This is a genomic window from Pseudomonas sp. 13159349 (assembly GCF_013305685.1).
Classification (GTDB): domain Bacteria; phylum Pseudomonadota; class Gammaproteobacteria; order Pseudomonadales; family Pseudomonadaceae; genus Aquipseudomonas; species Aquipseudomonas asiatica.
On the sequence record NZ_CP045553.1, the window covers coordinates 1,557,337 to 1,582,183 of the forward strand.

Below are 24,847 nucleotides of genomic sequence, written 5' to 3' on the forward strand. Positions count from 1 at the left end.
GGCGCTAATGGCATAGTGCTGTCGCATATGGGGCGGATATAGGTCGTAGCTGGAGCAGGTCGACTGTTGTTGCAGGACCATGATGCAAATTCCGAGACCTGACGAGGGGATGCTTTGATGGCTGCTAATACAAAAATGCGACGTTTCCTGGGTGTGGGCACTGCCATGGTACTGGCCATGGGCGCGGCACAGGCAATGGCCAAAGAAGTCAGCATTGGTTACGTGGATGGTTGGGCTGACAGCGTGGCGACCACCAACGTGGCTGCCGAAGTGATCAAGCAGAAACTCGGCTACGACGTGAAGTTGCAGGCCGTTGCCACCGGGATCATGTGGCAGGGCGTGGCCACCGGCAAGCTCGATGCCATGTTGTCGGCCTGGTTGCCGGTGACCCATGGCGAGTACTGGGCCAAGAACAAGGACAACGTGGTCGACTACGGCCCGAACTTCAAGGACGCCAAGATTGGCCTGATCGTCCCTGAGTACGTCAAGGCGGTGAGCATCGCCGACCTCAAGACCGATGACACCTTCAAGCAGAAGATCGTCGGCATCGACGCCGGCTCTGGCGTAATGCTCAAGACCGACCAGGCCATCAAGGACTACGACCTGACCGGTTACAAGCTGCAGGCCAGTTCCGGCGCGGCGATGACTGCGGAACTGGGCCGTGCCTATGCCAAGCAGCAGTCGATCGCGGTGACCGGCTGGGTACCGCACTGGATGTTCGCCAAGTGGAAGCTGAAGTTCCTCGAAGACCCGAAAGGCGTGTATGGCGCCGCGGAAACCGTGAACAGCATCGGCAGCAAGGAACTGGCCACCAAGGCCCCGGAAGTGGCGGAGTTCCTGAAGAAGTTCAACTGGCAGTCGAAGGACGAGATTGGCGAAGTGATGCTGGCTATCCAGGAAGGCGCCAAGCCTGAAGCGGCGGCCAAGGACTGGGTGGCCAAGCACCCTGATCGCGTGAAGGAGTGGACGGGCAAGTAACACCCGTTCCGTTGTAGGAGCAGCCTTGTGCTGCGAAGAGGCCGGTGCAAGCTGCGAAGATTCGGGCAGCCTGTACCGGCCTCTTCGCAGCACAAGGCTGCTCCTACAGGGATATGTGCAAGCTGTTTTGTTGCGTGATCCGTAAAACACCGTTGCATCTAAGACTAAGGTCGTCTGGTTGGCGTCCGATAGCCGCATAAAGTAAGGGTCGTGGGTTCCACCCCTATCTGTGCTGCTAGGACAAAAACAATGAACGACAGCATTTACCTCTCGATACAAAACAGCCCCCGCTTCAAGGAGCTGGTCACCAAACGCGAACGGTTCGCCTGGATTCTCTCGGCGATCATGCTCGGCCTGTACTGCGCCTTCATCCTCCTGATCGCCTACGGTCCTCAGATCCTGGGCACCAAGCTCAGCGCTGAGTCGTCGATTACCTGGGGCATCCCCCTGGGCGTCGGCCTGATCGTCTCGGCATTCGTCCTGACCGCCATCTACGTACGCCGCGCCAACGGCGAATTCGATGAGCTGAACAAGGCCATCCTGAAGGAGGCGCAACAATGATTCGCCACGCCAAAGCCCTGGCCGTACTGGCCTGCGGAGCCTTCGCACCCGCCGTGTGGGCCGCCGATGCCCTGACGGGCGAGGTGCAGAAGCAACCGCTGAACGTCTCCGCGATCGCCATGTTCGTGGCCTTCGTCGCCTTCACCCTCGGCATCACCTACTGGGCCTCCAAGCGCAACAAGTCGGCGTCGGACTACTACGCCGCAGGGGGCAAGATCACCGGCTTCCAGAACGGCCTGGCGATTGCCGGTGACTACATGTCGGCCGCCTCGTTCCTGGGTATTTCTGCACTTGTGTTCACCTCTGGCTACGATGGCTTGATCTATTCGATCGGCTTCCTGGTCGGCTGGCCGATCATCCTCTTCCTGATCGCCGAACGCCTGCGCAACCTGGGCAAGTACACCTTCGCCGACGTGGCCTCGTACCGCCTCGGGCAGAAGGAGATCCGCACCCTGTCGGCCTCCGGTTCGCTGGTGGTGGTGGCGTTCTACCTGATCGCGCAGATGGTCGGTGCCGGCAAGCTGATCGAGCTGCTGTTCGGCCTGGACTACCACGTGGCGGTGATCCTGGTGGGTATCCTGATGTGCCTGTATGTACTGTTCGGCGGCATGCTGGCCACTACCTGGGTACAGATCATCAAGGCCGTGTTGCTGCTGTCCGGTGCCAGCTTCATGGCGCTGATGGTGATGAAGCACGTTGGCTTCGACTTCAACACCCTGTTCTCCGAGGCAATCAAGGTGCACGCCAAGGGCGAGGCGATCATGAGCCCGGGCGGCCTGGTCAAGGACCCGATCTCGGCATTCTCGCTGGGCCTGGCGTTGATGTTCGGTACCGCCGGCCTGCCGCACATCCTGATGCGCTTCTTCACCGTCAGTGACGCCAAGGAAGCGCGCAAGAGCGTGCTGTACGCCACCGGCTTCATCGGCTACTTCTACATCCTCACCTTCATTATCGGCTTTGGCGCCATCCTGCTGGTCAGCACCAACCCGGACTTCAAGGACGCCGCTGGCGCCCTGCTGGGTGGCAACAACATGGCAGCGGTGCACCTGGCCAACGCCGTGGGTGGCAGCGTGTTCCTCGGCTTCATCTCGGCTGTTGCCTTCGCCACCATCCTGGCGGTGGTCGCCGGCCTGACCCTGGCCGGTGCCTCGGCGGTGTCCCACGACCTGTACGCCAGTGTATGGCGCAAGGGCAAGGCCAACGACAAGGACGAGATCCGCGTGTCGAAGATCACCACCGTCGCCCTGGGCGTACTGGCGATCGGCCTGGGTATCCTGTTCGAGAAGCAGAACATCGCCTTCATGGTCGGCCTGGCGTTCTCCATCGCGGCCAGCTGCAACTTCCCGGTACTGCTGCTCTCGATGTACTGGAAGAAGCTGACCACCCGCGGTGCGATGATCGGCGGCTGGCTGGGCCTGGTGAGCGCGGTGACGCTGATGATCCTCGGCCCGACCATCTGGGTGCAGATCCTCGGCCACGAGAAGCCGATCTACCCGTACGAGTACCCGGCGCTGTTCTCGATGCTGATCGCCTTCGTCGGTATCTGGTTCTTCTCGGTCACCGACAAGTCCAAGGCTGCCGAAGACGAACGTGCGCTGTTCTTCCCGCAGTTCGTGCGTTCGCAGACTGGCCTGGGCGCTTCGGGTGCTGTTTCGCACTGATCCTTCCGGCAATGAAAAACCGCGCTTCGGCGCGGTTTTTTTGTGTTTTCGCCGCTAGATCATGCCTAGCAGCAACAAAACCAGCAGAACTACCAGCACCACGCCGATGATGCCGGACGGGCCATAGCCCCAGCTGCGCGAGTGCGGGAAGACCGGTAAGCCACCAATCAGCAGAAGGATCAGGATGATGATGAGAATCGTTGTCATGACGGAGTCCTTGCGTGGTTGAGGGTCAAGGGCCTCGGACTGCTGGCCTCTTGTAAATAAGGACTGGTGGTGAGTGTCAAAGATTCCATTTGTGTAGGGCTTGTACCGGCCTCTTCGCAGCACAAGGCTGCTCCTACAGGTGTGTGCGGTCCCTGCAGGAGCAGCCGGTGCAGGCTAACCACACAGTCATGCCCGTCCATTCACTACCCTGATGAACCCTGCCTGCCCACCAGGCCTTGATTAGACTGGTTGCACAACCCATCAGAACAAGGCCAGTCACCATGCAAAACCGCATCATGATTACCGGCGCCGGGTCCGGCCTCGGTCGCGAGATCGCCCTGCGCTGGGCGCGTGAGGGCTGGCGCCTGGCGCTGGCCGATGTCAACGAAGCCGGCCTGCGCAAAACCCTGGAGCTGGCCCGCGCAGCTGGCGGCGAAGGCTTTGCCCAGCGTTGCGACGTGCGCGACTACAGCCAGCTCACCGCCCTGGCCCAGGCCTGCACCGAGCAGTTCGGTGGTATCGATGTGATCGTCAACAACGCCGGCGTCGCTTCGGGCGGGTTCTTCGCCGAACTGTCGCTGGAGGACTGGGACTGGCAGATCGCGGTCAACCTGATGGGTGTGGTCAAGGGCTGCAAGGCCTTTCTGCCGCTGCTGGAGCGCAGCAAGGGGCGAATCATCAACATCGCCTCGATGGCTGCGCTGATGCAGGGGCCGGGCATGAGCAACTACAACGTGGCCAAGGCCGGCGTACTGGCCCTGTCGGAAAGCCTGCTGGTCGAGCTACGCGAACTGGAAGTGGCGGTGCACGTGGTGTGCCCGTCTTTCTTCCAGACCAACCTGCTGGACTCGTTCCGCGGGCCGAACCCGGCGATGAAAGCCCAGGTTGGTAAGCTGCTTGAAGGCTCGCCGATCAATGCGGCGGACATCGCCGAATACATCCACCGGCAGGTTGCCGCTGGTGAGTTCCTGATCCTGCCCCATGAGGCCGGGCGCCAGGCCTGGCAACTGAAGCGTCAGGCACCTGAGCGGCTGTATGACGAGATGGCTGAGATGGCGGTGAAAATGCGGGCCAAGGCTCAGTCGCGATGATTCGTCTGTAAGGAAAGTTACCGGCAGATGTAGGGTGCTTCTGAATCACGGTAGAACTATTGAGTAGCCCTATGCCGTCAAGGCAGGCTCCGGTTTTCCCTTTCGCTGGAGGAACGGAGCATGCTGGTAATAGGGCGCGAAGTGGGAGAGATCATCGTGATTGGTGATGACATTCGGATCATGGTCGTGGAAACGCGGGACGGGATGGTGCGCTTTGGCGTGGATGCACCGCGGCAAGTGCCGGTGCATCGGGCCGAGGTGTACAAGCGCATCAAGGAAGGGCAGCAGGCCAAGGCCCGCAGGGTTTGATGTTGCCTGTGCCGGCCTCTTCGCGGGCACGCCCGCGAAGAGGTCAGATCTGTTGGTCGAGCAGCTCGCGGGGCACATCATGCTTGGCCAGCAACTGGCACTGCTGGCTTTCCGGGTCGAAAAGGATGAACGCCTGGCCCTTGGCCAATGCCTGGCGCACCCGCAGCACGCGGGTTTCCAGCGGGGTGTCGTCGCCGTTGTCGGTACCGTCGCGGGTGACGAAGTCCTCGATCAGTCGGGTCAGGGTTTCGGCTTGCAGTTGGTCGTAGGGGATCAGCATGGTGGCGTTGCCTAGGGTCTTGGTGGGGGCATGCTACGCGAAACATTCGGGATTTTGGGGCCGCGTTGCGGCCCAATCGCCGGCAAGCCAGCTCCCACAGGGACAGCACAAAGCCTGGGCCTGTGGTTATCCTGTGGGAGCTGGCTTGCCGGCGATTGGGCTGCAAAGCAGCCCCCAGGGCCCTCAGCCTTTGTTGCCAACCAGGCTATCCACCGCCGGCACCCGCGTATCGCTCTCCATCTGTGCATCATGTTCCAGCTGGTGGCTGAAGCGCTCCAACGACGCATTGGCCGGCTGCGAATCACTGGCAAACACCGGCGGGCTCAGCAGGTACGCCGACAACAAGCGGCTCAACGCCGCCAGGCTGTCGATGTGTGTTCGCTCGTAGCCATGGGTGGCATCGCAACCAAAGGCTACCAGCGCGGTACGAATATCGTGCCCCGCCGTCACTGCCGAATGGGCATCGCTGAAGTAGTAGCGGAACAGATCGCGCCGCACCGGCAGGTCGTGGTCGCCGGCCAGTTTCAGCAGGTGCCGGGACAGGTGGTAGTCGTAAGGCCCCGACGAGTCCTGCATGGCCACGCTCACTGCATGTTCGCTGGAGGCCTGCCCGGGCGCCACCGGGGCGATGTCGATGCCGACAAACTCGCTGACGTCCCAGGGCAGGGCGCCAGCCGCTCCCGAGCCGGTCTCTTCGGTGATGGTGAACAGCGGGTGGCAGTCGATCAACGGTTGGCGGCCGCTTTCCACCACGGCTTTCAGCGCCGCCAGCAGCGCTGCCACGCCGGCCTTGTCGTCCAGGTGGCGGGCGCTGATGTGGCCGCTTTCGGTGAATTCGGGCAGCGGGTCGAAGGCAACGAAATCACCGATGCTTACACCCAGCGCCTCGCAGTCGGCGCGGGTGGCGCAGTAGGCGTCCAGGCGTACCTCAACGTGCTCCCAGCTGACCGGCATCTGGTCGATGGCGGTGTTGAAAGCATGCCCGCTGGCCATCAGCGGCAGCACGCTGCCCCGGTATACGCCGGTGTCGGTGAATACGCTGACCCGGCTGCCTTCGGCGAAGCGGCTGGACCAGCAACCGACCGGCGCCAGGGCCAGGCGGCCGTTGTCCTGCAACTGGCGCACGCTGGCGCCGATGGTGTCCAGGTGAGCGGACACGGCGCGGTCGGGCGAGGTTTGCCGGCCCTTGAGGGTGGCGCGGATGGTGCCGCGGCGGGTCAGCTCGAAAGGGATGCCCAGTTCGTCCAGGCGCTCGGCCACGTAGCGCACGATGGTGTCGGTGAAGCCGGTGGGGCTGGGGATGGCGAGCATCTCCAGCAGCACGCGCTTGAGGTAGTCGAGATCGGGTTCGGGATGTCGGTCGGACATGGTTGGGGGGCTCCTTTACTCCTGTGCCGGCCTCCTCGCGGGCACGCCCGCTCCTACAGGAACCCCACAAGTCTCGTGGGCTGTGCTGGACCTGTGGGAGCGGGCGAGCCCGCGAAGAGGCCATCAGCCTTTACGCCAAAGGCCGGCTATGCGGAAACAGCAGATCGATAAAACGCTCGGCGGTCGGTTGCGGTTCATGGTTGGCCAACCCTGCACGCTCGTTGGCCTCGATGATCACGTACTCCGGTTGCCCGGCATCACGCACCATGAAGTCCAGCCCCACCACCGGGATCTCCAGCGCCCGTGCAGCGCGCACGGCGGCTTCGGCCAGCACCGGGTGCAGGCGTTCGGTCACGTCTTCCAGGGTGCCGCCGGTGTGCAGGTTGGCGGTGCGTCGCACGGCCAGGCGCTGGCCGGCGGGCAACACGTCGTCGTAGCCAAAGCCCGCCGCGCGCAGGGTGCGCTCGGTTTCGTCGTCCAGTGGAATGCGGCTTTCGCCACCGGTTGCGGCCTGGCGCCGACGGCTCTGGGCATCGATCAGCTCGCGGATGCTGTGCTTGCCATCGCCCAGCACTTGGGCTGGGTGACGGATCGCTGCCGCCACCACTTCGTAGCCGATCACCACGATGCGCAGGTCATGCCCGGCATGGAAGCTTTCCAGCAACACGCGGCTGTCGAACTGGCGGGCATGCGCCACGGCTTGGGTGATGTCGTCGATGCAGGTGAGGTTCACCGCCACGCCCTGGCCTTGCTCGCCATCGACCGGCTTGACCACCACCGCGCCATGCTCTTCGAGAAACGCCAGGTTGTCGTCGGCATTGCCGGCCAGCTGCTGCGCCGGCACCTGCAGCCCGGCATTGTGCAAGGCATGTTGGGTAAGGCGCTTGTCCTGACACAGGGTCATGGTCACGGCGCTGGTCAGGTCGCTGAGCGACTCACGGCAGCGAATGCGGCGCCCGCCCAGGCTGAGGGTGAACAGGCCGCCAGCGGCATCGTCCACTTGTACCTCAATGCCTCGACGCAGCGCTTCGTCGACGATGATGCGTGCGTAGGGGTTGAGGTCGGCTTGAGGCCCCGGCCCCAGAAACAGCTGTTCGTTGATGCCGTTCTTGCGCTTGACCGCGAAGGTCGGCAGGTTGCGAAAACCCAGCTTCTGGTAAAGGCGTTTGGCCTGGCGGTTGTCGTGCAGCACCGACAGGTCCAGGTAGGCCAGGCCGCGGCTCATGAAGTGTTCGATCAGATGGCGCACCAGCACCTCGCCCACGCCGGGGCGGGTGCAGTGCGGGTCTACCGCCAGGCACCAGAGGCTGCTGCCGTGCTCGGGGTCGTCGAACGCCTTGGCGTGGTTCAGGCCCATGACACTGCCGATCACCGCGCCGCTGTCTTCGTCCTCGGCCAGCCAGTACGCCGGGCCGCCCAAGTGCAGAGGCGTAAGCAGCTCGGCGTCCACCGGCAACATGCCGCGCGCCTGGTACAGGGTGTTGATCGCCTGCCAGTCGCCCGGGTTCTGCGCCCGGCGCACGCGAAAGCCGCGGAACACCCGCTGCGCCGGGCGGTAGTCGGTGAACCATAGGCGCAGGGTGTCGGACGGGTCGAGGAACAGTTGCTGCGGGGCCTGGGCCAGCAGCTGCTGCGGCGCGGCCACGTACAGGGCGATATCGCGCTCGCCGGGGCGTTCTTCCAGCAGGTCGGCGGCCAGGTCGGCCGGGTTGGGGTAGGTGTGGCCGATCAGCAGCCGGCCCCAGCCGCAATGTACGGCGCGCGGCTGGTCGTGGGGCTGGCTGCCGTCGCCGGCCAGGCGCGCCTGCAGGCGCTCGTAGGACGGCGCCTGGCCGCGCAGCAGGCGCTGACCGTAAGCGATTTCATGGGCTTTCATCGGTCAGATTCCTTGTTCGCTCAGCCACAGGTTCAGCGCCGCCAGCTGCCACAGCTTGGAGCCGCGTAGCGGTGTCAGCTGGCCGTGCGGGTTGCTCAGCAGGCGGTCGAGCATGGCCGGGTTGAACAGCCCGCGGTCCTGGCTGGGGTCGGTCAGCAGTTCACGTACCCAGCCGAGGGTGGCGCCTTCCAGATGCTTCAGGCCCGGCACCGGGAAGTAGCCCTTCTTGCGGTCGATCACCTCGTGCGGGATCACCCGCCGCGCCGCCTGCTTGAGCACCTGCTTGCCGCCGTCGGGCAGCTTGAAGCGTGCCGGAATGCGTGCCGAAAGCTCCACCAGCCGGTAGTCGAGGAATGGCGTGCGCGCCTCCAGGCCCCAGGCCATGGTCATGTTGTCGACCCGTTTGACCGGGTCGTCGACCAGCATCACCGTGCTGTCCAGGCGTAGCGCCTTGTCTACCGCATCGGGGGCGCCAGGGCGGGCGAAGTGTTCACGGACAAAGTCGCCCGCTGCGTCGCTTTCCAGCAGCCAGGGTGCCTGCACGGTGTCGCGGTACTCGGCGTGGCTGCGATCGAAGAAGGCTTCGCGGTAGGCGGTAAAGGCATCCTCTGCGCCGTCCACCTGCGGGTACCAGTGGTAGCCGGCGAACAGCTCGTCGGCGCCCTGGCCGCTTTGCACGCCCTTGCAGTGCCTGGCCACTTCCCGCGACAGCAGGTAGAAGGCGATGCAGTCATGGCTGACCATGGGTTCGCTCATGGCGCGGAAGGCGGCTGGCAACTGGTCGATGATTTCGTGCTCGGCAATGCGCAGCTGGTGGTGACGGGTGCCGTAGTGCCTGGCGATCAGGTCGGAGTACTGGAACTCGTCGCCGCGTTCGCCACCGGCATCCTCGAAACCGATGGAGAAGGTCGACAGGTCATCCACGCCCACTTCGCGCAGCAGGCCGACCAGCAGGCTGGAATCGACCCCGCCAGACAGCAGTACACCTACGTCCACTGCTGCCCGTTGGCGAATGGCCACGGCGTCGCGGGTGGCGTCGAGCACGCGGGTGGTCCAGCCTTCCAGGTCCAGCTCACGTTCATCGGGGTTGGCGCCGTAGTGCAGCTGCCACCAGGTCTGGCGTTCCACTTCGCCATGACGATCGATGCGCATCCAGGTGCCGGGTTCCAGCTTTTGCACGTTGGCCAGCAGGGTGCGTGGCGCCGGCACCACGGCGTGGAAATTCAGGTAGTGGTTGAGTGCCACCGGGTCGAGCATCGGGTCGATGTCACCACCCTTGAGCAGCGCTGGCAGGGTCGAGGCGAAGCGCAGGCGCTCGCCGTTGCGCGACAGGTACAAGGGCTTTACGCCCAGGCGGTCGCGGGCGAGGAACAGGCGCTGGTTGTCGCGTTCCCAGATGGCCAGGGCGAACATGCCATTGAGCTTGGGCAGCAGGGCCGCGCCCCAGGCGTGGTAGCCCTTCAGCAACACCTCGGTGTCGCCGTCGGACCAGAAGCTGTAGCCCAGGGCTTGCAGCTCCTGGCGCAGTTCGGGGAAGTTGTAGATGGCGCCGTTGAAGGCCAGCGACAGGCCCAGGGTGTTGTCCACCATCGGCTGGGCAGAGCCGTCGGACAGGTCCATGATTTTCAGGCGCCGGTGGCCGAGGGCGATCGGGCCTTGGCTATGGAAGCCCCAGGCATCCGGGCCGCGGGGCGCCAGGTGGTGGGTTATGCGCTCTACCGCAGCCAGGTCGGCTGGGCGAGGGGCTTGGTCGATGGGTGTAAAACGCAACTCTCCTGCTAATCCGCACATGTAACGTAAACCCTTTGAGTTTCGGCACTCTTGGCGTTACTGGCTTTTAGCTCGTACCATTTTTGTACCACTTTCCAGCGATTTCAGCTTATCAAGCTCAGCCCAGTCATTCGGCGAGTTGATCCACTTCGCATATGTCGAAAGCAGCACCTGCACGCTATGCCCGAGTTGCGCGGCGATGAATGCCGGGTTCATGCCGGCCATCAGGCACATGGTCGCGTATGTGTGGCGCGTGTCGTACATCCTGCGACGCCTGATACCAAGCTTCCGTAGGGCTGCCAGCCAGTAGCGTTTTTGACTCGTCTCGGAGCGAATGAACATCTCCGAGCGGTCACCTGTCCCACTGGGCGCGAACACGTAATCTGAACGGGCCTCGGTGAGCGGTCTGGCTTTTTCGAGCGCATGCAGGGCGCGATCGTTCAATAAAACTTTTCGGGAACGCTTCGTTTTGGTGCGATCCTGGATCACTCCACGGATCTGAATGCGGCAAACGTTGGCAGTCTTTACGCGCCTGTCGATCTCGCTCCAGCGCAGAGCCATCACCTCGCCCGGCCGCATGCCGGTGTAGAAACAGAACTCGAAATACGCCGCGTAAATTGCCGTCAAACCGCTCGTCGTTTCGTACAGATGGGCAATAATCGAATCCGCTTCCTCTTTGGTGAAGGGGTCGACCTCACGCTTCGGCACTTTGGCACCCGGGATAGACAGGGCCGGGTTTCGAACGATCAACTCGTCCGTCACCGCCTGCTGGAAGATCGACACCAGCAGGCCGACCACGCCCTTGCGGCGTACCGGGGAAGTCCACTTGATGTCGTTCATGATCTTGCGCAGGAGCACTGACGTGATGGTGTCGATCGGCTTCTCGGCCAGGTACGGAACCCAATACACCTGCAGGGCAGAGCGGTAGTTCTTCCGAGTACCCTCCACGATCTGCAAGCTGTTGAGCCAGTCCTGCGCGTAATCGAAGAAGATCGGGGTAGTTTGCTCCTGAACCACCACGCTGCGCGTATTGGGAAACAGCTCGGCGTACTTCTCTGCCGTCAGGGCGCCGAGCTTGTCCAGCCCCTTTACTTGAGCACGTAGACTCGCTGCTGCTGCGATCCCTTTCGGGGTCTGAGGGAGGGGGAGCGTCTCGCAGCACCGCTTCTTGTTCCAGGTGAAGCGAATTCGGATTGAGCGCCCGACAAGCTCGACTCCGGCCGGCAGGTCCATAGGCTTTCGATCCATTCGTCATATCTCCTTTTGCTGTACATGATCCTGCCGTTTATCTTCATCCACACCCAGTTGGGGATGATGCCTTTCTCACGCTTGCGTTGAAGCGCCTTCGCTGTACACCCCACCAACTCGCCCATCCGTTTCTCGGTGACCTTGTCGTGCACATGGTCGTCGGGCAGATTCTCTGCTGCTGCCATCGCTATTCCTCCTGACGCGTCAGGTTTTGGTTGTCACGCTGATCTGTCACGTCAGGTTCGTTTTGCTGGCGGCAGCGCAGGCTTCGACTCAATGAACGAGCTGGCCGAGTGTTCGCCGCCAATGTGGCGGAAGTAGTCAATCTCAACCTTTGCGCTTTCAATCAGTACGCGGCTGATATCCGATACCGACTGGGCGCGCTGAACCTCCTTGGCCAAGTTGTCGTCATCGGCCTCACGCACCGCTTCGAGCTGGGCGAACAGGTGGTCGCGAAGGTCGCTGAGCTTATTTTTCATTCCTGGTCTTCCTCTTGATCTCTTTTTTCAGTTCGTTTTGCAGGTGGAGAATGTCAACGATCTCCTCCGGCAAGCCTTTGTAGTGATGGTTGTTGCGCAACTGGTGTTCGGCACGCGTGCGCAAGCATAGGTTGGCCAAGTTCGTGTTCTGCACGTTGCCGTCTTTGGCTGCCACGACCATCCCCTCTGGAACGGGTCCGTTGGCTTGCTCCCAGGTGTAGGTATGAAGCGGCTTCCACACGTCGGGCTGAGCTACCTTGATCAGCGTGTACCGACCCTTCCGGTGGGTTGCCCCTACTGGCCTTGGATCTTGGCCAATCTGACCCCCTTTGGCCTCCAGCCTGGCAAGCAGGATTCGGCGATGCGTTTCCGACCTGTGGGCATCGGTCTTAACCAGTCCAAACTGGGCTGCCCTCAACGTGATGGCTGTCTTCGTCCGCCCTGGCAAAAGCAGGCAAAGCTCCTTGTTGGTTTTGTTGGGGTAGAGCTGGCGAAGGAGTGCATCCTCCGCCTCGGTCCAGCGCTTTACCGGCCCCCGCTTAGTCACGATCTGCTCCGAAAGTGGTCGGCCAGTACCCGGCGCCCATCCAAGCCACAGGCCGTGGAAAGGTCGATGACTTGGCCAAAGGTGGTTTCACGGCGCTGCAGGGCGTCCCACAGCAGCAGAAGCAGGCCGGCCTGGTTCATGGCTGCTGATCCTGTACCACCTGCTGCTGCAAGGCCTCCAGGCGCAGGGCGGTGTCGATCTCCTGATCCAGCTCTTCGCCGGAGAGCCAGTTATCGCCGCGCACCACCAGCAGGTCTTCGTCGGGATCTTCGATTCGCTCACGGTCACGCAGCCAGCGGTACCGGCGTGCATCTGCCGCCATGCGGACGTGGTCGTCGATGCTGAACGCTGGCGCTTCCTCGACGGTACCTTCAGCCACGCGACGGGCGTGGATCTCTTCGCGGTCAACGATCACCCCGCGCGGGGCCTCAATCCCCAGACGAACCTGGCAGCCGTTAACCTGGGCCACGCTGACCCGGATGTTGCCGCCGATGATGACGGCCTTGCCGATGTTACGACTTAACATGAGCATCGGTGAATCTCCTTATTTAAGGCGAGCGAGTACCCGCCGAGTAACTTGGCTTTCGATAAAAGTTGTTGATGTTGCTGTGCGGAAGTTATGCCTTGAACAGGCTGAATACTTCGCGCTTACTTTTGCCTACCATTCCGGCGATTGCTGAAACTTTCACTTGTGCGTCGGTGTGCCGCTTAATCTGGTCAGCATCAAGTTCTCCGAGGCGAGTATGTTTCATGACCTTCTCGCATTTACTGAACTCGCGGCGAACACCTTGCATTGCGTTATCAACAGCGATGAATGCCTGGTCGCTCGGCGGAACAATCCGATAACCCTTGCCGCGCACGCTAACAATGTAGATTTGATGTTGAGTTAACAGTGCTTCCTTGAACTGCTCTACACGGTCCAAGATGATGAACTGACAGTTGACCATTTCCTTTGCGGTGCTGGGCTTCGGCAAGTTCAGCGCCCACTCAAGCCAGGCGTGGCTGATGAGCTGGCCATCCTCGAACTTGTCGGCAAGGAACTGCTCGACGGCCTTGTCCAGGCTCCAGCTGTTCGGCTTGAGCGGCACGACAGGCATTACAGCACCTCCACGGCGAAGCGGCCGAATTTCGGGCGGTAGTCGCCGACACCGCAGTACTGGCCAGCGTCCTCGAGGCACTTCAACACCTGGTCGCGGTCGATGGACTCCTGGTCGTAGGCGATCTCGCAGACCACTGCCCAGGAGCGGAAGAGGGGGCGATATCGGGTGATTCGGGCGGTGCCGACCTTCACCGAGCGGGCATCGTAGAACTGCTCATCCCACAGGCCTTCTACGGTGCGCGGGCCTTCGTAAATGATCGGGCAGCGGGTATCCATTATCTCGACGGAGCGCTTGAGCTGGGTACCCATCTTCGAAAGTTTGCCGCCAGCAACCAATGCGGATTCAATGTTGATACCTGGCAAGTACGGCCCGACATCATCGGCAAAGTACAATCCGCCACGCCACTCACTGCGGGCAATAAGTTCGTGATCTTCGTCTGACTTTTTGCGCTTAGAAGTCAACTGTTTATGCGCTTTGGTTAGTTTGTTCAAAGGGTCGGCGAACACGTCGGCATGAACGAGAAGCGGACGGGTGCCTACGATTTTAACTTTCAAAGTTTGCATGTGAATCTCCAATAGATAGCTGCGTGTGCCTTTTCGCTCAATGCGATGCACGGTGCTTTGCGTGTTGGAACTTCAAAACAACCTCGGTGGAAGTTGCTTTGAGGTCGTCACTGGATTCAGCGCCAGTGACATCGCTGCGAGTTATCGCCCTTGCCGTGCCCGGCCGTGGCTCGCCATGCCTTACCCGGCCTCACCCCAAGTGCTTTCGCACCGCAATGACCACTCTATGAATGGGCATTACGCTGACCAGCAGCCCTTGCCGCGCTCTACCCGATCGCGCCAAGCCTCGCCTCGCACTGCCTCGTGGTACTCGGTACCGGAAAGCACCCTCTGCGAAGGTGCTGACCGCTACGTTGTAGCCCTTGCCACGCCATGCCCAGCCAAACCACGCCCAGGGCTGCCCCGCAGTGCCGTGCCTCTTGATGGCTATCGCCACCGGACTACGCTCCCGAGGAAGCGCAGGCCGCTGATTACAGCCCTTGCCGAACCCGGCCTGACCAACGCCATGCCTAGCCGAACGCTGCCGCGCCAAACCTCATGATGCCTTCGCACCGGACAGCGCCCTCACCGAAGGCGCTCGCCGCTGCTATGCCACCAGTTGTTGCTCAACCCGCCGCGCTGCAACGCGAAGCTCAACACGCTTCTCGCCACTCCCTCGACGAACCCGAAGTGCAACGTCATCAGCCATCAGGCCGTGGATCACCAAAAACAGAGCCAGGGCGGTTGCGGCGGGGCTGATGACGCCACGTTTGAATGCCTCAGCAACCAGGGCGGCACGACGGGTGACACCCCATTTCGTGCCGAGGGCGATCAGTCGCTTCTTGACACCATCCTCGCTGATGCCCAATGTCCGAGCAGCTTCCTTGCCCGAAGCGCCGCCAGCGATGGCCAGCAGGCACTCCAGCTCACGCGGAGCAGCGCCTTGGCCCAGTAGGCCTTGCCAGTTGCCTACGGTGATTGAGGTTGATGGGGTCATGCTTGGAAACTCCATGGCAAGTGCGATGGAGCAAAGAGTACCAATTGGTAAATCTTTGTCAATCGGGTGGCCGAAAATTTACCAAAAAAAACCCGCCGTAGCGGGTTGTCTGGTTCATGTAAGCTATATTCTTGATCCGCTCCAGATGTAGACGACACGCGCTACCACCGAGATTCGGTCCATCATGTCATGGGGTATGCAGACCTCTTTGAACTGCGGATTATCGGACAGGATACGGATCCCATCCATGTCTACCTGTATGCGCTTGATAGTGAGTACGCTACCAATACGGACTACATAGACGGCATCGTATAGAGCCTCTGTCACCCCAACATCCACGACAAGGAGGTCACCATGCTTGATGGTTGGAGCCATACTGTCCCCGAGCCCTGTTGACATGCGTAGATTCGAGATGTCCGTCATGGACATGGATCTACGCAGCCATGCCAAGTCAAACACGGCAGTCCTAATAGGGGTTTCGCTTTCAGCGCCTTGCGCGTGCTTCCCCCAGCTTTCAGGAATCTCGAGCACGGGAATTGTGACGTTGTAGAACGGATACTCGTGGTCGTCAGTCGAGTCCCAGTTCCTCACGTCTATAGGCTCAGAGATTGTTGAAGCGCGGGATTGAGCGTCGTTTACCGCTGATATGGCCAGCTCCAAGCCCTTAGGATCATCTAGCCATCCGTTGGGCAAATGACACATGCCTTCAATCTGCCGCGCCAATGATTCCCCAATATTCCTTGAGTGCGCTGGATTGTCAGAAAACAGCCTGGCCACGTAGGAGGGAGAGCGCTCAATGGCTTCCGCGAAGGCTGATTGCTTTCCGCCAAAGCGTGTCAGCACAAGCTCCCGGAGCCGGAGCCTGCGTACATTTCTGATTTGGTTCGAGTCATTAGTGTCCATGCCTGACTGTACCTTTTATTTCCCTTTTGGAAAATTACCTTGAAATGGTGCATGAATCAGGTAGCCTGCGACATAAATGCACCAATAGGTAAATCTGAATGAACCTATCCGAGTACCTTTCGCAGCTCCCGCGGGGCGGCAAGAAAGTCCTTGCGCTCAAGCTTGGCGTGACAGCGTCGTATTTATCGAGGCTCGTTTCAGGCGACAGGGCGATCACGGCCGAAAGGGCTCTGCAGATAGAAAGCGCTACTGACGGGCTCGTAAGTCGCTGCGTACTTCGCCCGGATCTGCAGTGGGGCTTGACTCGCGATGAAGAGCAGCTTCCCAAGGCAAAGGCCCTGCCGACCTTGAACGCAAATGTACGCTCAAGATCACGGCCAGGTCAGTCCCTTGAAGTGGCTGGCGTTTTATCCAGTACCGGAGGTGCCCAGTGAGCAATGTAATCCACCTCGACTTCGAAGGGCGACAGGTAGACCTCAGCGCTGACGGCTGGTTGAACGCCACGAAAATCGCCAAGCAGTTCGACAAGGAACCTACCGCTTGGCTTCGCCAAATCGACACCCTCGAATACCTTTGCGTCATGGGGGATGCCCTTGGTGTCAATTCTGTCACCCTGACAGAATTCAATGAAATCAAAGAGTTGGATGCGTCTAAGTCCTGGGTTCGCTCCAAGATTCTCGCCCTCACGAAAAGGACTGGCCTCGTGTTGACCAAGGCTGGCGGCAGTGGCGGAACATGGTTGCACCCGAAGGTCAGGGTTTATTTCGGTCGCTGGATTAGCACCAGGTTCGCTGTTTGGTGCGACACGAAAATTGAAGCGCTGTTGAGCGGCGCTCCGTCGAAGCTAGATCGACTCAATCGCGCTTGCAAGATATTCGACGACCGCGAATCTCTCGCCAGCACCTACGGGCGCGGGCTTTGTGAGTGGAAGCGCGACAAACCGCTGCTGCTAGGCGACATCGAGCGTGATCTTGATTCGCTGCAAATGGTGCTCGGTCTGAACAACCCAAATCAACCTCGCCTGAAGGCCTCCTGATGACGGCCTCGGCATCCATGTTCTTGCTGTCCGGCTGATTTTTTCCGGGCAACAAAAAACCCGCTGCCAGGCGGGTTCTTTAACCGACCTCTGCCAGGAGGTCATCGCTTCACATCACCTTGAGATAGGAGGATGCGCTATGTCGCACCCAAAAAATACCACTGCGCAATCACCCGCGCAACCACCCAAGCCTCACTTGAGCGATCTCCGTAGCCGCTTCCGTGCGGCATATGGCGTTCACGGCATCGCCAGGATACTGCTTGAAGACTCGGCGGAGTCTGGCGAGTTGCTCAATGGACGCGACCGAGAGGCCTTGTTGAACGCCTTAGAGCACTGCGCAGAAACGCTCTACGCCTACCACGAACACGCCTACCAAGACGCGCTCCCTCATGCCGTTGAGCAAGGCGGTGCCCAATGACCGCACTTGTCACGCGCATCCAGCGTTTCGCTGTCTCTGGTGTCTCGTACCAAGTTGAAGCTGGTGCTCCCTGCAGCGTTGCTCTTGTCGCTGCAGGGAGCATCTTGTCGGGCGTCAACATCTTGCTCGGCAACCTCATTGATCAGGCAGATGAGCAAGCTTGCGAGCTCTACGCAATCCGCACCTTGACCATGCAGGTCGAGGCCATGATCGATTCTATGGAAGTACCGATCCGCGACGCTGAAGACCGCGCACCACAAAACCCAACCTCTCCAGTTCGTGGCGCGGAGGTGACCCAATGAGCACGAAAACCAGCGACCTGGGCGAAAAGATCATGGCCCGACTGCGCGTCATCGAGGGTTTCGCTTCCATTTTGATGGAGAACGGTAGCTTCAAGGGGGGGGCGGACAGCCAGTTCGTCCCTCAGCTCGATCACCTCAGCGAATCCACCATCCAAGAAGCGATGTACATGCTGGCGGATCAGGCTCAGGAACAACTGCTTCAGCTGATGAATGCCGCAGGGGGTGCCCAATGAAGACCCTTCAAAACATTGCTGATGAAGCCTACGACGACCTGATGGTGCTGCGGGAAAAGCTCAACGACTTCAAGACCATGTTCCTGGCTGTGAGCAAGTTGCTGCCCGAGCATGACACTGCAGGCCGCTTGGCAGGCATCGGGGCCATTCAAACCGAAGAGTGGGCGACCAATGCCGAGGAGTGGGCGCGAAAGATGGATGAAAACCTTCGAAACCTTGAAGCCCAGCAGCCCGCCGCGCCACAAAAACCTGCCTCTGCAAAACGTGGCGCGGGAGGTGCAGCATGCTGACCGTGCGAAACGAGCTGATGCCAGCGCTGGCTGCTGGGGTGATCGTGCAGGACGTGATTCTCTCCGCAGAAGAAATCGCAAAGTTCAACGAGGCCCGCGAGGCTTTCCGGGCGATCAAGACTCTGTACTGGACACAAGTCGTCCCTGGGCTCGGCGGCTTCGAAAATCCCGTAGTCTGCGAGCTTGAGCGCCTTATCGAGCGTGTTGTTTTCGACACTCGCAACTTTCTATACCCCCACCGCAACTCGGCCGCCTTCCATGATGCAAAGGATGTGGGAGGTGCTGTATGAACCTGATCACCGCCACCGCACTCACTATGTCTTCTCGCGACATCGCGGACTTGGTTGGATCTCGTCACGACAAGGTGAAGCAGTCGATTGAGCGTCTTGTAGAGCGCCGCGTGATCGTCCAACCCCCAATGGGGGATGAACAGACCGTCGATTCTCTTGGGCGCCCCCGTACCGAATCCGTCTACCACGTCAACAAGCGCGACAGCTTCGTTGTCGTCGCGCAGCTCTCACCCGAGTTTACTGCGGCGCTGGTAGACCGCTGGCAAGAGCTGGAAGCCAAGCTTGCTGGTCGACCAATCGTTCCGCAGAGCCTGCCGGAGGCCCTGCGCCTTGCTGCTGACCTCGCCGAGGAAAAAGCGGTGCTGGCGCTGGAGAACCAGCAGCAGGCCAAGAAGATCGAGGCCTTGGAAAACCTGTTCATGCCAGGCGAGACGGTTCCGCAGTTCGCCAAGCGGCTCAACGGTGTGAATTCCCAGCTGGTGCTGGCATTTCTGGCCGAGCTGAAGTGGATCTACAACACCGAATCTGACCCCGACCATTCGCCCAAGTATCGCGTGTATGCCATGGCGCGAGACAGGCATCTGCTCACTGAGAAACCCTACAAGGTCAGCGGCGAAGGCATGACGGGCTTCATCCGCTATGCCCCGGTGATGCTGGAGAAGGGCGCCCAGCGCCTGCACGACCTGTACATGGAGGGCCGGCTGCCCATGAAGAAGACCTGGGACGGCAAGTTCTTTTACACCAAGTTCAACCCGGAGAATTCCCTGTGAGTAAGAAACTGACCTACGAACAACTCATGGGGCAGATCGCCGAGGCCGCGGTGGGCTATCAGCAAGCCGAGACCCAGCGCAATGCCCTGCGCCGCGAGCTGAACGGCCTGTACAGGACCTACTTTGCCGCCTACGGCCATCCTTACCCGGGCGAGCCGCGCAAGCGCATTGACCCCGAGGACGAGCGCTTCCGCGGCGTTCTGAGCTTCACCGACGCGGCCTTCCAGCGCTGGCTCTCCGCACGCGAGCTCACCACCCGACTGAAACGCAAGCTGCGCGGGCTGGTCGAGCGCCTGGAGCGTGCCCAATGAGCAAGGTAATCAACAAGGCCTATTTCGAGAGTTTCTCCAATGCGGCTCTGATGCTGCTGTCCTTCGAGGCCGTTATGGACGCAATCGAAGTGATCAGCGACGGCGCCAAGATCCGCGAGTACGACGAAACCTATGTCGGCCTGATCGGCGCGAGCCTGGCGCTGAGCGTGCTGTTCGAGCGGCAGACCGGCAATGACGCTTCAGTCGTGTGCGGCGAGCACCTTGAGCAAGAGCGCCGGCATCTGCTGGAGGGTGGTGAGCCGCCAACCTTCAGCATCCCGATCGTCAACACGCGGCGTGAACCGCTCCCGCCGGAGTCATTTGATCAACTGACCAACCTGCAGCTTGCCAGTGCGTCGTTCAATTACGCCGACAAGGTATTTGAGACGATCAGCAACCACTCGCCTCACGCGCTCGAAATGGCCGAAGCCAGGGTGTCGTCGCTTGATGCTGTTACCGCGCTTCGCTCGCTCGTCCTGCGTTTGGCTGGTGGCACGTTTACTGACCTTGGCCAACATGTCGCGAAGATCACCGGTCTCTCATCGGAGACTCTCCAATGACCATTACCCCAAACTCCGCCCAGGAGCTCCATCAGCGCGCTGGCGCGTCGATCGTGCCGAGTGGATGGCCTTGCTGCGATCTGTTCAAGCTATTCCCAGAGGGTGCCCGCTGGCAGTTCTACGAATGGGCAAAACAGCAGCGGGCTTTTCTTGAGCAGCGCGGCTGGATTTTCGAGGAGTCGCACGACCAGTACGTGCGCCGCGTTTGTGAGGAGTTGCAGCTGTGAGCAAGCCTGTGAACGTGGAAAAAGCAACGCCCACGACCTTCTACGCCAAGCAAGCGCCGTATAGCTCGCTGAGCAATGACGTGGTGGCCATGATCATCAACCCTGATGCTCTGGCCATCTGGACCTACCTGCAGACGCGCTCCAGCGACTGGAAGGTCATTGGCTCACACCTGCAGGACAGGTTCGCAATCGGTCGTGAGCGCTACTCGAAGGCCATGGCTTGCCTCAAGGACTTAGGGCTGGTGAGCCATGAGGTCGTGCGCGAGGAGGGCACTGGCAAGGTGCTCGGCCGTCGCGTGATCGTCCACTACGAACCGAACCTACAGGTTTCCGAATATTCGGTTAACCGAAGTGTGGGTTTACCGAACTGTGGGCAAACCGACAACTACTTAATAAAGGATTCTATTACTCAATCAATAGAGAAAAAACCAACGGTCGCTGACGCTCCCTGTCTGGTCGAGTTCGATAGTTTCTGGAAGCTCTACCCGCGCAAGGTCGGCAAGGTCAAAGCCGAGAAGGCCTGGGCGAAGCTCAAGGTGGACACTTCCCTGTTCAACCGCATTGGCATCGCTCTGGCTGCCTGGACCAATTCTCACGACTGGACCAAGGATGGCGGCCAGTTCATCCCGCACGCGGCCACCTGGCTCAACGGCAAACGCTGGGAAGACGAACTACCAGCAGCCGCTGGCGCCAATGCAAAGCCCCAAGCAAGCGCAGTACTGCAAGTGCCTGCCCATCACCAGGAGATGTACCCTGATGACCTCATCTAAATTCAGTCCAGCCCCAGGCGAGCGCGCCATCGGCATTGCCAAATGTGAAGCACCTGGTCATGGCCAGTACGAAACGAAGCAGGTCGAGCAGTTTGATGGAGGGTGGAAGGCGACTGAGTGCCCGCGCTGCCGCTGGGAGGCTCTGAACCTCCAGTGCGAGGGTAGCGTGCGTGACGCTGCGTACGCTGAGAAGGAAGCCGAAGAGCTCAACCGTGACCTTTTCGCCACCGGCATCACGCCGCGCTTCCGGGGCTGCACGTTCGACAGCTTCATCACCAACGCTGAATCGGCCAAAGTCCGCGCCCAGTCTATTTGCCGGCGCTACGCCGAGGAGTTCGAAGGCCACTACCGGGCTGGCCGCGCACTCATGCTACTGGGCGAGGTCGGGAACGGGAAAACTCACTTGTCATGCGCCATCCTGCAGCACGTTGTTCGGGAGTATGGCGCCAAGGGCCTGATTGTCACTGCTGAGGCGATCATGCAGGCCGTGACGGACAGCTTCCGTAGCAACGCCGGGCCGTCGAAGTCCGGCCTGCTGGCAGAGTTGGCCGCTGTCGACTTGCTGGTTATCGACGAGGTGGGTATGCACACGCCCCGCCCGGGAAAGGACTTCATGCCCAGCTTGCTGCATGAGGTGATCGACCGGCGCTACCAGCTTGTCCGTCCGACGATCCTGATCAGCAACCAGGACCGTGAGCAGTTGCCGGCCTACATCGGGCCGCGGGCCATGGATCGTCTGCGTGAGAACGGCGGCCTGCTGGCGCCCTTCACCTGGTCGTCAGCGCGTGTCGGAGGGGTAGTATGATCAGCCAAGATTACGTGGCTTGCACACAGGATGTGTCACGGTTGCACAGCCCTGAGTCAGAGCATGCCCTGATCGGCGCCATGATCCACCAGCCAGCGCTCATCGACGACGTGAAGCTTGAGGTCGGCGACTTCTATCAGCCCGACTGTGCCGAGCTGTTCGAGCTGCTGCTGGCGCTCAAGGCGAAGGGACGGCAGATCGACGTGGTAACCCTGTCGGATGCCAGGCCGACCTTGGCAGACGGCCGTGGCACGCTGGCAGTGGCTGCTCACATCGCTCATAACACGCCGAGCGCGGCAAACTTCGCAGAGTACGCCCGGATCGTGAAGCAGCGGTCGGTGGCCCGCCGGGTAGTCGCCGCTGCGCACATCATGTCGGAGCGCCTGAAGGATGGCGACTCACTGGACGAAGTGCTGGCGCAGGGGCAGCAGGCCTGGATTGCCCTTGAGGCGGAAGGGTTGGATTCCCGCAAGCGGTACCGTTTCGTCGGCGAGATCCTGCCCGAGGCAATCGATGGGATTGATCGCCGGTTCAACCGCGAGGTGGTGCTGGGCTTCGATACCGGGCTGCCATCGCTCGACAAGTTCATTCCCGGCATCTGCGCCGGGCACATGGTGGTTATTGCCGGCGCCCCAGGCAGCGGCAAAACCACCTTGGGCCTGGGCATCGCTGAGCGAGTGGCGCTGGTGGCCAAGTCCACGTCGCTGGTGTTCAGCCTTGAGATGACAGATGTGGAGCTGACAAACCGGTCGCTGGCCTCGGTGGGTAGCGTGCAGCTGAAGCACATCACCGAAGGTCATTCGATGGCCGACAACGATTGGCCGGGCCTGACGGCGGCTGTGAGCAAGCTCGATGGGGCGCCGCTGATCTTCTGCGATGACGCCTCGTTGACGATGCGCGATATCCGTCAGATCTGCCGCACGGTCAAGCGCGAGCACGGCCTTGGCTCTGTCACGCTGGACTACATCGGTCTGGTCAACGGCGAGAGCAAGTCGGCCAGTAGGTACGAGCAGGTCACCGACATCAGCAAATCGATCAAACGCCTGGCCAAGGAGCTGGGAGTGCCCGTGATGGTGTTGGCGCAGTTGAACCGGGGCCCAAGCAACCGCGCCAACAAGCGCCCCACCAAGAGCGACTTGCGCGACTCAGGCCAGATCGAAGCCGACGCCGACGTGGTGGTGCTGGTCCACCGCGATCCCGAGTCGGAAGAGGGGCAGTCGGGGGTGACCGAGCTGATCGTGGACAAAAACCGTCATGGCGAAACCGGTATCTGCCGCGTGCAGCACCAGGGTGCCTATCACAGGTTTGCCGAGCTGGTCGGGTATCAGCCGAGCAACGAAGAAGTCGAAATGGGCAGGACATTTGCCGGCCGCCACCGCACCAAAGGAGCTAAGCATGAATCTTTCTAATTTCTGGCCACGCGCTGGCGCTGGCAAATCAGCGACCCCGGTCGTTTCGGTGAGTGTCAGCAAGCGTGCTGGCGCCGGGCATCCTGTTGCCACTGGCAATACCCCGAAGCTTGCAGAACCGCACCCGCGCTTGGTTGGGCCCCGTGAGTTGCCCGACACTCTGGAGGCCTGCGAGGCCCTGCATGAGCAGCTGGTGGCTGACGCTATCCGCCTGGAGCTGTCGCTGGCGCAGGCCGTCGAGCGCGCCATCCAGGGCACGCCATACGACCGAGCCTGGTACAACCGGGCGAAGGCCGCGCTCAAGCACTTGAACCATGACCGCACCCGGCTGCTGTACCGGTGCGGCCAACTGCGCAAGGAGGCCAAGGCGCACGCCCAGCAGCACATGGATCGGGTCATCCTCGACGTAATCAAGGAGTCGATGCCCGCCGACCAGTTCCTGGGCTTTGTTCGAATCGCAGAGGCTCGCATGGCCTCGGGGGTGACCCAATGAGCAACGTAACTGCGGCATTGCCGCGCAAAAGCCTTCAGGAGCATGAGCGCCAGTTCCTGAAGATCGCAGGACAGCACTTGGCTGAAGAGAAACTTGGTGGCGCGGATGCCATGGCCTGCCTGCTCGACATGGTGGCCAGCTGGCACGCGACGCGGATCAACATTGAGTTCGGCGAGTACTGCAAGCGTTGGGTCACGGAAGGTAACGCAAAGAGCAAGTTCGCCGACAGACTGCTGCGCGACCTGTTGGGCTTGGATGACAACCCGCCACCACGTCGCATTCGGAGAGCTGCATGACGGTCTATCGTGACGCCGAGCACGGCGTAGTCAGGGCAATGACGCTCGACGCAATATCGCTACACAAGGGCCAGGCCTGGCAGGGCAAGTACCAGCCACCGGGCTCGCAGCCGGGAAAGGGTGACAACCCGTGCCCTCTGGATCGTTTCGACCAGCTCACCCAGGACGCTATGACCCGATCTCTGCTACACAGGGTACTTTCGCCGCTGCACTGGAACATGCTTGAGGCGTTCTACAAGGTCGACAACAGCAAGTCGTTGCAGCGGGAGAGGGCGCTCGCCATCCAGTATGTGGCCAGGGCGGCACCGGGCAAGGCGCATTGGCTGTTCCGGCAGAAGTGCGTCACAGCGTGGGCTGTCGCCAACCTGTCGGAGGGGTTCATGGTGATTCACAGCTGGGACAATCTAGACTCGCCCACGCCAGAGAAGACGCTTTACCGCTGGAGATCGGATATGCGGCGGTGGCTCAAGGAGGAGATGGACAAAGCGTTCGCTTCGGCAGCGGTGATTCTTGACGAAGCAGGCCTCATTGCAGAATCCACTTGACGCGGTGAGAAAATGAGAATCTAATTAGCCACATTGCGGTTCTGCGTCTTCTGAATGAGAACCTCCAAAAGCCCCGGCAATCATGTCCGGGGCTTTTGCGTTATGGCTCTCTGGGTTCGAGAGCCTGCGTAAAAAGTTCTTTCATGCCGGATAAACACCTGTTTTCATAACAGCG

The 24,847-nt window shown here is 60.9% G+C and carries 35 protein-coding genes; 21 read left to right on the top strand and 14 right to left on the bottom strand.

Annotation, left to right across the window (positions count from 1 at the left end):
* Positions 1-117: 117 nt before the first annotated feature.
* The 3 genes from GEV38_RS07375 to GEV38_RS07385 all read left to right on the top strand — a co-directional run bounded on the left by GEV38_RS07375 (position 118) and on the right by GEV38_RS07385 (position 3,200).
* Positions 118-978 (top strand): glycine betaine ABC transporter substrate-binding protein, encoded by an 861-nt coding sequence (locus tag GEV38_RS07375; RefSeq protein WP_054573879.1) that lies wholly within the window; start codon positions 118-120, stop codon positions 976-978.
* A gap of 249 nt (positions 979-1,227) precedes the next feature.
* Positions 1,228-1,539, top strand: coding sequence for a DUF485 domain-containing protein (locus GEV38_RS07380; protein ID WP_054573880.1), 312 nt, complete (start codon positions 1,228-1,230; stop codon positions 1,537-1,539).
* A complete protein-coding gene (locus tag GEV38_RS07385; protein WP_013971432.1) occupies positions 1,536-3,200 on the top strand; it encodes a cation acetate symporter in 1,665 nt (554 codons plus the stop codon). The genes GEV38_RS07380 and GEV38_RS07385 overlap by 4 nt, the downstream gene beginning before the upstream one ends.
* Before the next feature lie 54 nt (positions 3,201-3,254).
* Here GEV38_RS07385 and GEV38_RS07390 read toward each other — a convergent pair whose 3' ends face one another.
* Entirely contained in the window at positions 3,255-3,407 is a 153-nt protein-coding gene (locus GEV38_RS07390; RefSeq protein ID WP_013971433.1) for a DUF3309 family protein, read from the bottom strand.
* A gap of 281 nt (positions 3,408-3,688) precedes the next feature.
* Here GEV38_RS07390 and GEV38_RS07395 point away from each other — a divergent pair, with 281 nt between their 5' ends.
* The gene (locus GEV38_RS07395; RefSeq protein ID WP_015269287.1) at positions 3,689-4,498 is read left to right on the top strand and encodes an SDR family oxidoreductase; all 810 of its coding nucleotides are present in this window, start codon (positions 3,689-3,691) and stop codon (positions 4,496-4,498) included.
* Positions 4,499-4,618: 120 nt separating this feature from the next.
* Positions 4,619-4,807, top strand: a complete 189-nt coding sequence (gene csrA, locus GEV38_RS07400; RefSeq protein WP_003259056.1) for a carbon storage regulator CsrA — start codon at positions 4,619-4,621, stop codon at positions 4,805-4,807.
* A 43-nt stretch (positions 4,808-4,850) separates the two neighbouring features.
* On the opposite strand, the gene GEV38_RS07405 is transcribed toward csrA, so the two are convergent.
* The 13 genes from GEV38_RS07405 to GEV38_RS07465 form a co-directional block, all read right to left on the bottom strand.
* Complete coding sequence (locus GEV38_RS07405; RefSeq protein WP_015269288.1) at positions 4,851-5,087, bottom strand: YheU family protein; 237 nt, start codon at positions 5,085-5,087, stop codon at positions 4,851-4,853.
* A gap of 183 nt (positions 5,088-5,270) precedes the next feature.
* Entirely contained in the window at positions 5,271-6,455 is a 1,185-nt protein-coding gene (locus tag GEV38_RS07410) for an osmoprotectant NAGGN system M42 family peptidase (RefSeq protein ID WP_085617662.1), read from the bottom strand.
* Positions 6,456-6,585: 130 nt separating this feature from the next.
* A complete protein-coding gene (gene ngg / locus GEV38_RS07415; protein WP_054573481.1) occupies positions 6,586-8,331 on the bottom strand; it encodes an N-acetylglutaminylglutamine synthetase in 1,746 nt (581 codons plus the stop codon).
* Positions 8,332-8,334: 3 nt separating this feature from the next.
* Positions 8,335-10,122, bottom strand: a complete 1,788-nt coding sequence (locus GEV38_RS07420; RefSeq protein WP_015269291.1) for an N-acetylglutaminylglutamine amidotransferase — start codon at positions 10,120-10,122, stop codon at positions 8,335-8,337.
* Positions 10,123-10,158: 36 nt separating this feature from the next.
* Positions 10,159-11,349 carry a site-specific integrase gene (locus tag GEV38_RS07425; RefSeq protein WP_173895718.1) on the bottom strand — a complete coding sequence of 397 codons (1,191 nt, stop codon included), beginning with the start codon at positions 11,347-11,349 and terminating at the stop codon, positions 10,159-10,161.
* 236 nt (positions 11,350-11,585) lie between these two features.
* Positions 11,586-11,828 (bottom strand): hypothetical protein, encoded by a 243-nt coding sequence (locus GEV38_RS07430; protein WP_012315790.1) that lies wholly within the window; start codon positions 11,826-11,828, stop codon positions 11,586-11,588.
* Positions 11,818-12,375 carry an HNH endonuclease signature motif containing protein gene (locus GEV38_RS07435; RefSeq protein ID WP_173895720.1) on the bottom strand — a complete coding sequence of 186 codons (558 nt, stop codon included), beginning with the start codon at positions 12,373-12,375 and terminating at the stop codon, positions 11,818-11,820. The genes GEV38_RS07430 and GEV38_RS07435 overlap by 11 nt, the downstream gene beginning before the upstream one ends.
* Entirely contained in the window at positions 12,372-12,515 is a 144-nt protein-coding gene (locus tag GEV38_RS07440; RefSeq protein WP_173895722.1) for a hypothetical protein, read from the bottom strand. Before GEV38_RS07440 ends, GEV38_RS07435 begins: the two co-directional genes overlap by 4 nt.
* Positions 12,512-12,907, bottom strand: a complete 396-nt coding sequence (locus tag GEV38_RS07445) for a carbon storage regulator (protein ID WP_173895724.1) — start codon at positions 12,905-12,907, stop codon at positions 12,512-12,514. The genes GEV38_RS07440 and GEV38_RS07445 overlap by 4 nt, the downstream gene beginning before the upstream one ends.
* An 85-nt stretch (positions 12,908-12,992) precedes the next feature.
* On the bottom strand, positions 12,993-13,472 hold the full coding sequence (locus GEV38_RS07450) for a hypothetical protein (protein ID WP_047594881.1): 480 nt from the start codon (positions 13,470-13,472) through the stop codon (positions 12,993-12,995).
* Entirely contained in the window at positions 13,472-14,038 is a 567-nt protein-coding gene (locus GEV38_RS07455; RefSeq protein ID WP_173895726.1) for a hypothetical protein, read from the bottom strand. The genes GEV38_RS07450 and GEV38_RS07455 overlap by 1 nt, the downstream gene beginning before the upstream one ends.
* 586 nt (positions 14,039-14,624) lie before the next feature.
* Positions 14,625-15,014: a LuxR C-terminal-related transcriptional regulator gene (locus GEV38_RS07460; RefSeq protein ID WP_173895728.1), complete on the bottom strand. Its 390-nt coding sequence runs from the start codon at positions 15,012-15,014 to the stop codon at positions 14,625-14,627.
* A 123-nt stretch (positions 15,015-15,137) separates the two neighbouring features.
* Positions 15,138-15,917, bottom strand: a complete 780-nt coding sequence (locus GEV38_RS07465) for a S24 family peptidase (RefSeq protein WP_060709464.1) — start codon at positions 15,915-15,917, stop codon at positions 15,138-15,140.
* 98 nt (positions 15,918-16,015) lie between these two features.
* On the opposite strand from GEV38_RS07465, the gene GEV38_RS07470 reads away from it, so the two are divergent.
* From GEV38_RS07470 to GEV38_RS07545, 16 genes are all read left to right on the top strand, one after another.
* On the top strand, positions 16,016-16,351 hold the full coding sequence (locus GEV38_RS07470) for a YdaS family helix-turn-helix protein (protein WP_060709463.1): 336 nt from the start codon (positions 16,016-16,018) through the stop codon (positions 16,349-16,351).
* A complete protein-coding gene (locus tag GEV38_RS07475) occupies positions 16,348-16,953 on the top strand; it encodes a KilA-N domain-containing protein (RefSeq protein ID WP_173895730.1) in 606 nt (201 codons plus the stop codon). Before GEV38_RS07470 ends, GEV38_RS07475 begins: the two co-directional genes overlap by 4 nt.
* A 414-nt stretch (positions 16,954-17,367) precedes the next feature.
* Positions 17,368-17,673: a hypothetical protein gene (locus GEV38_RS07480; protein WP_012313226.1), complete on the top strand. Its 306-nt coding sequence runs from the start codon at positions 17,368-17,370 to the stop codon at positions 17,671-17,673.
* A complete protein-coding gene (locus GEV38_RS07485) occupies positions 17,670-17,906 on the top strand; it encodes a hypothetical protein (protein WP_173895732.1) in 237 nt (78 codons plus the stop codon). Before GEV38_RS07480 ends, GEV38_RS07485 begins: the two co-directional genes overlap by 4 nt.
* Entirely contained in the window at positions 17,903-18,196 is a 294-nt protein-coding gene (locus GEV38_RS07490) for a hypothetical protein (protein WP_173895734.1), read from the top strand. Before GEV38_RS07485 ends, GEV38_RS07490 begins: the two co-directional genes overlap by 4 nt.
* The gene (locus GEV38_RS07495) at positions 18,190-18,486 is read left to right on the top strand and encodes a hypothetical protein (RefSeq protein WP_173895736.1); all 297 of its coding nucleotides are present in this window, start codon (positions 18,190-18,192) and stop codon (positions 18,484-18,486) included. The genes GEV38_RS07490 and GEV38_RS07495 overlap by 7 nt, the downstream gene beginning before the upstream one ends.
* Positions 18,483-19,256, top strand: coding sequence for a Rha family transcriptional regulator (locus tag GEV38_RS07500; RefSeq protein WP_173895738.1), 774 nt, complete (start codon positions 18,483-18,485; stop codon positions 19,254-19,256). The genes GEV38_RS07495 and GEV38_RS07500 overlap by 4 nt, the downstream gene beginning before the upstream one ends.
* Positions 19,253-19,567: a hypothetical protein gene (locus tag GEV38_RS07505; protein ID WP_015271444.1), complete on the top strand. Its 315-nt coding sequence runs from the start codon at positions 19,253-19,255 to the stop codon at positions 19,565-19,567. Before GEV38_RS07500 ends, GEV38_RS07505 begins: the two co-directional genes overlap by 4 nt.
* Positions 19,564-20,127 carry a hypothetical protein gene (locus GEV38_RS07510; RefSeq protein WP_015271443.1) on the top strand — a complete coding sequence of 188 codons (564 nt, stop codon included), beginning with the start codon at positions 19,564-19,566 and terminating at the stop codon, positions 20,125-20,127. Before GEV38_RS07505 ends, GEV38_RS07510 begins: the two co-directional genes overlap by 4 nt.
* Complete coding sequence (locus GEV38_RS07515; protein ID WP_015271442.1) at positions 20,124-20,354, top strand: hypothetical protein; 231 nt, start codon at positions 20,124-20,126, stop codon at positions 20,352-20,354. Before GEV38_RS07510 ends, GEV38_RS07515 begins: the two co-directional genes overlap by 4 nt.
* On the top strand, positions 20,351-21,124 hold the full coding sequence (locus GEV38_RS07520; protein ID WP_173895740.1) for a hypothetical protein: 774 nt from the start codon (positions 20,351-20,353) through the stop codon (positions 21,122-21,124). The genes GEV38_RS07515 and GEV38_RS07520 overlap by 4 nt, the downstream gene beginning before the upstream one ends.
* Entirely contained in the window at positions 21,111-21,929 is an 819-nt protein-coding gene (locus tag GEV38_RS07525) for an ATP-binding protein (protein ID WP_043936255.1), read from the top strand. Before GEV38_RS07520 ends, GEV38_RS07525 begins: the two co-directional genes overlap by 14 nt.
* Positions 21,926-23,338, top strand: a complete 1,413-nt coding sequence (locus tag GEV38_RS07530; protein WP_015271440.1) for a DnaB-like helicase C-terminal domain-containing protein — start codon at positions 21,926-21,928, stop codon at positions 23,336-23,338. Before GEV38_RS07525 ends, GEV38_RS07530 begins: the two co-directional genes overlap by 4 nt.
* Positions 23,325-23,831 (top strand): hypothetical protein, encoded by a 507-nt coding sequence (locus GEV38_RS07535; RefSeq protein ID WP_015271439.1) that lies wholly within the window; start codon positions 23,325-23,327, stop codon positions 23,829-23,831. Before GEV38_RS07530 ends, GEV38_RS07535 begins: the two co-directional genes overlap by 14 nt.
* Positions 23,828-24,127, top strand: coding sequence for a hypothetical protein (locus GEV38_RS07540; protein ID WP_015271438.1), 300 nt, complete (start codon positions 23,828-23,830; stop codon positions 24,125-24,127). The genes GEV38_RS07535 and GEV38_RS07540 overlap by 4 nt, the downstream gene beginning before the upstream one ends.
* Positions 24,124-24,672 carry a hypothetical protein gene (locus GEV38_RS07545; RefSeq protein ID WP_015271437.1) on the top strand — a complete coding sequence of 183 codons (549 nt, stop codon included), beginning with the start codon at positions 24,124-24,126 and terminating at the stop codon, positions 24,670-24,672. The genes GEV38_RS07540 and GEV38_RS07545 overlap by 4 nt, the downstream gene beginning before the upstream one ends.
* The last annotated feature ends 175 nt before the right edge of the window (positions 24,673-24,847 follow it).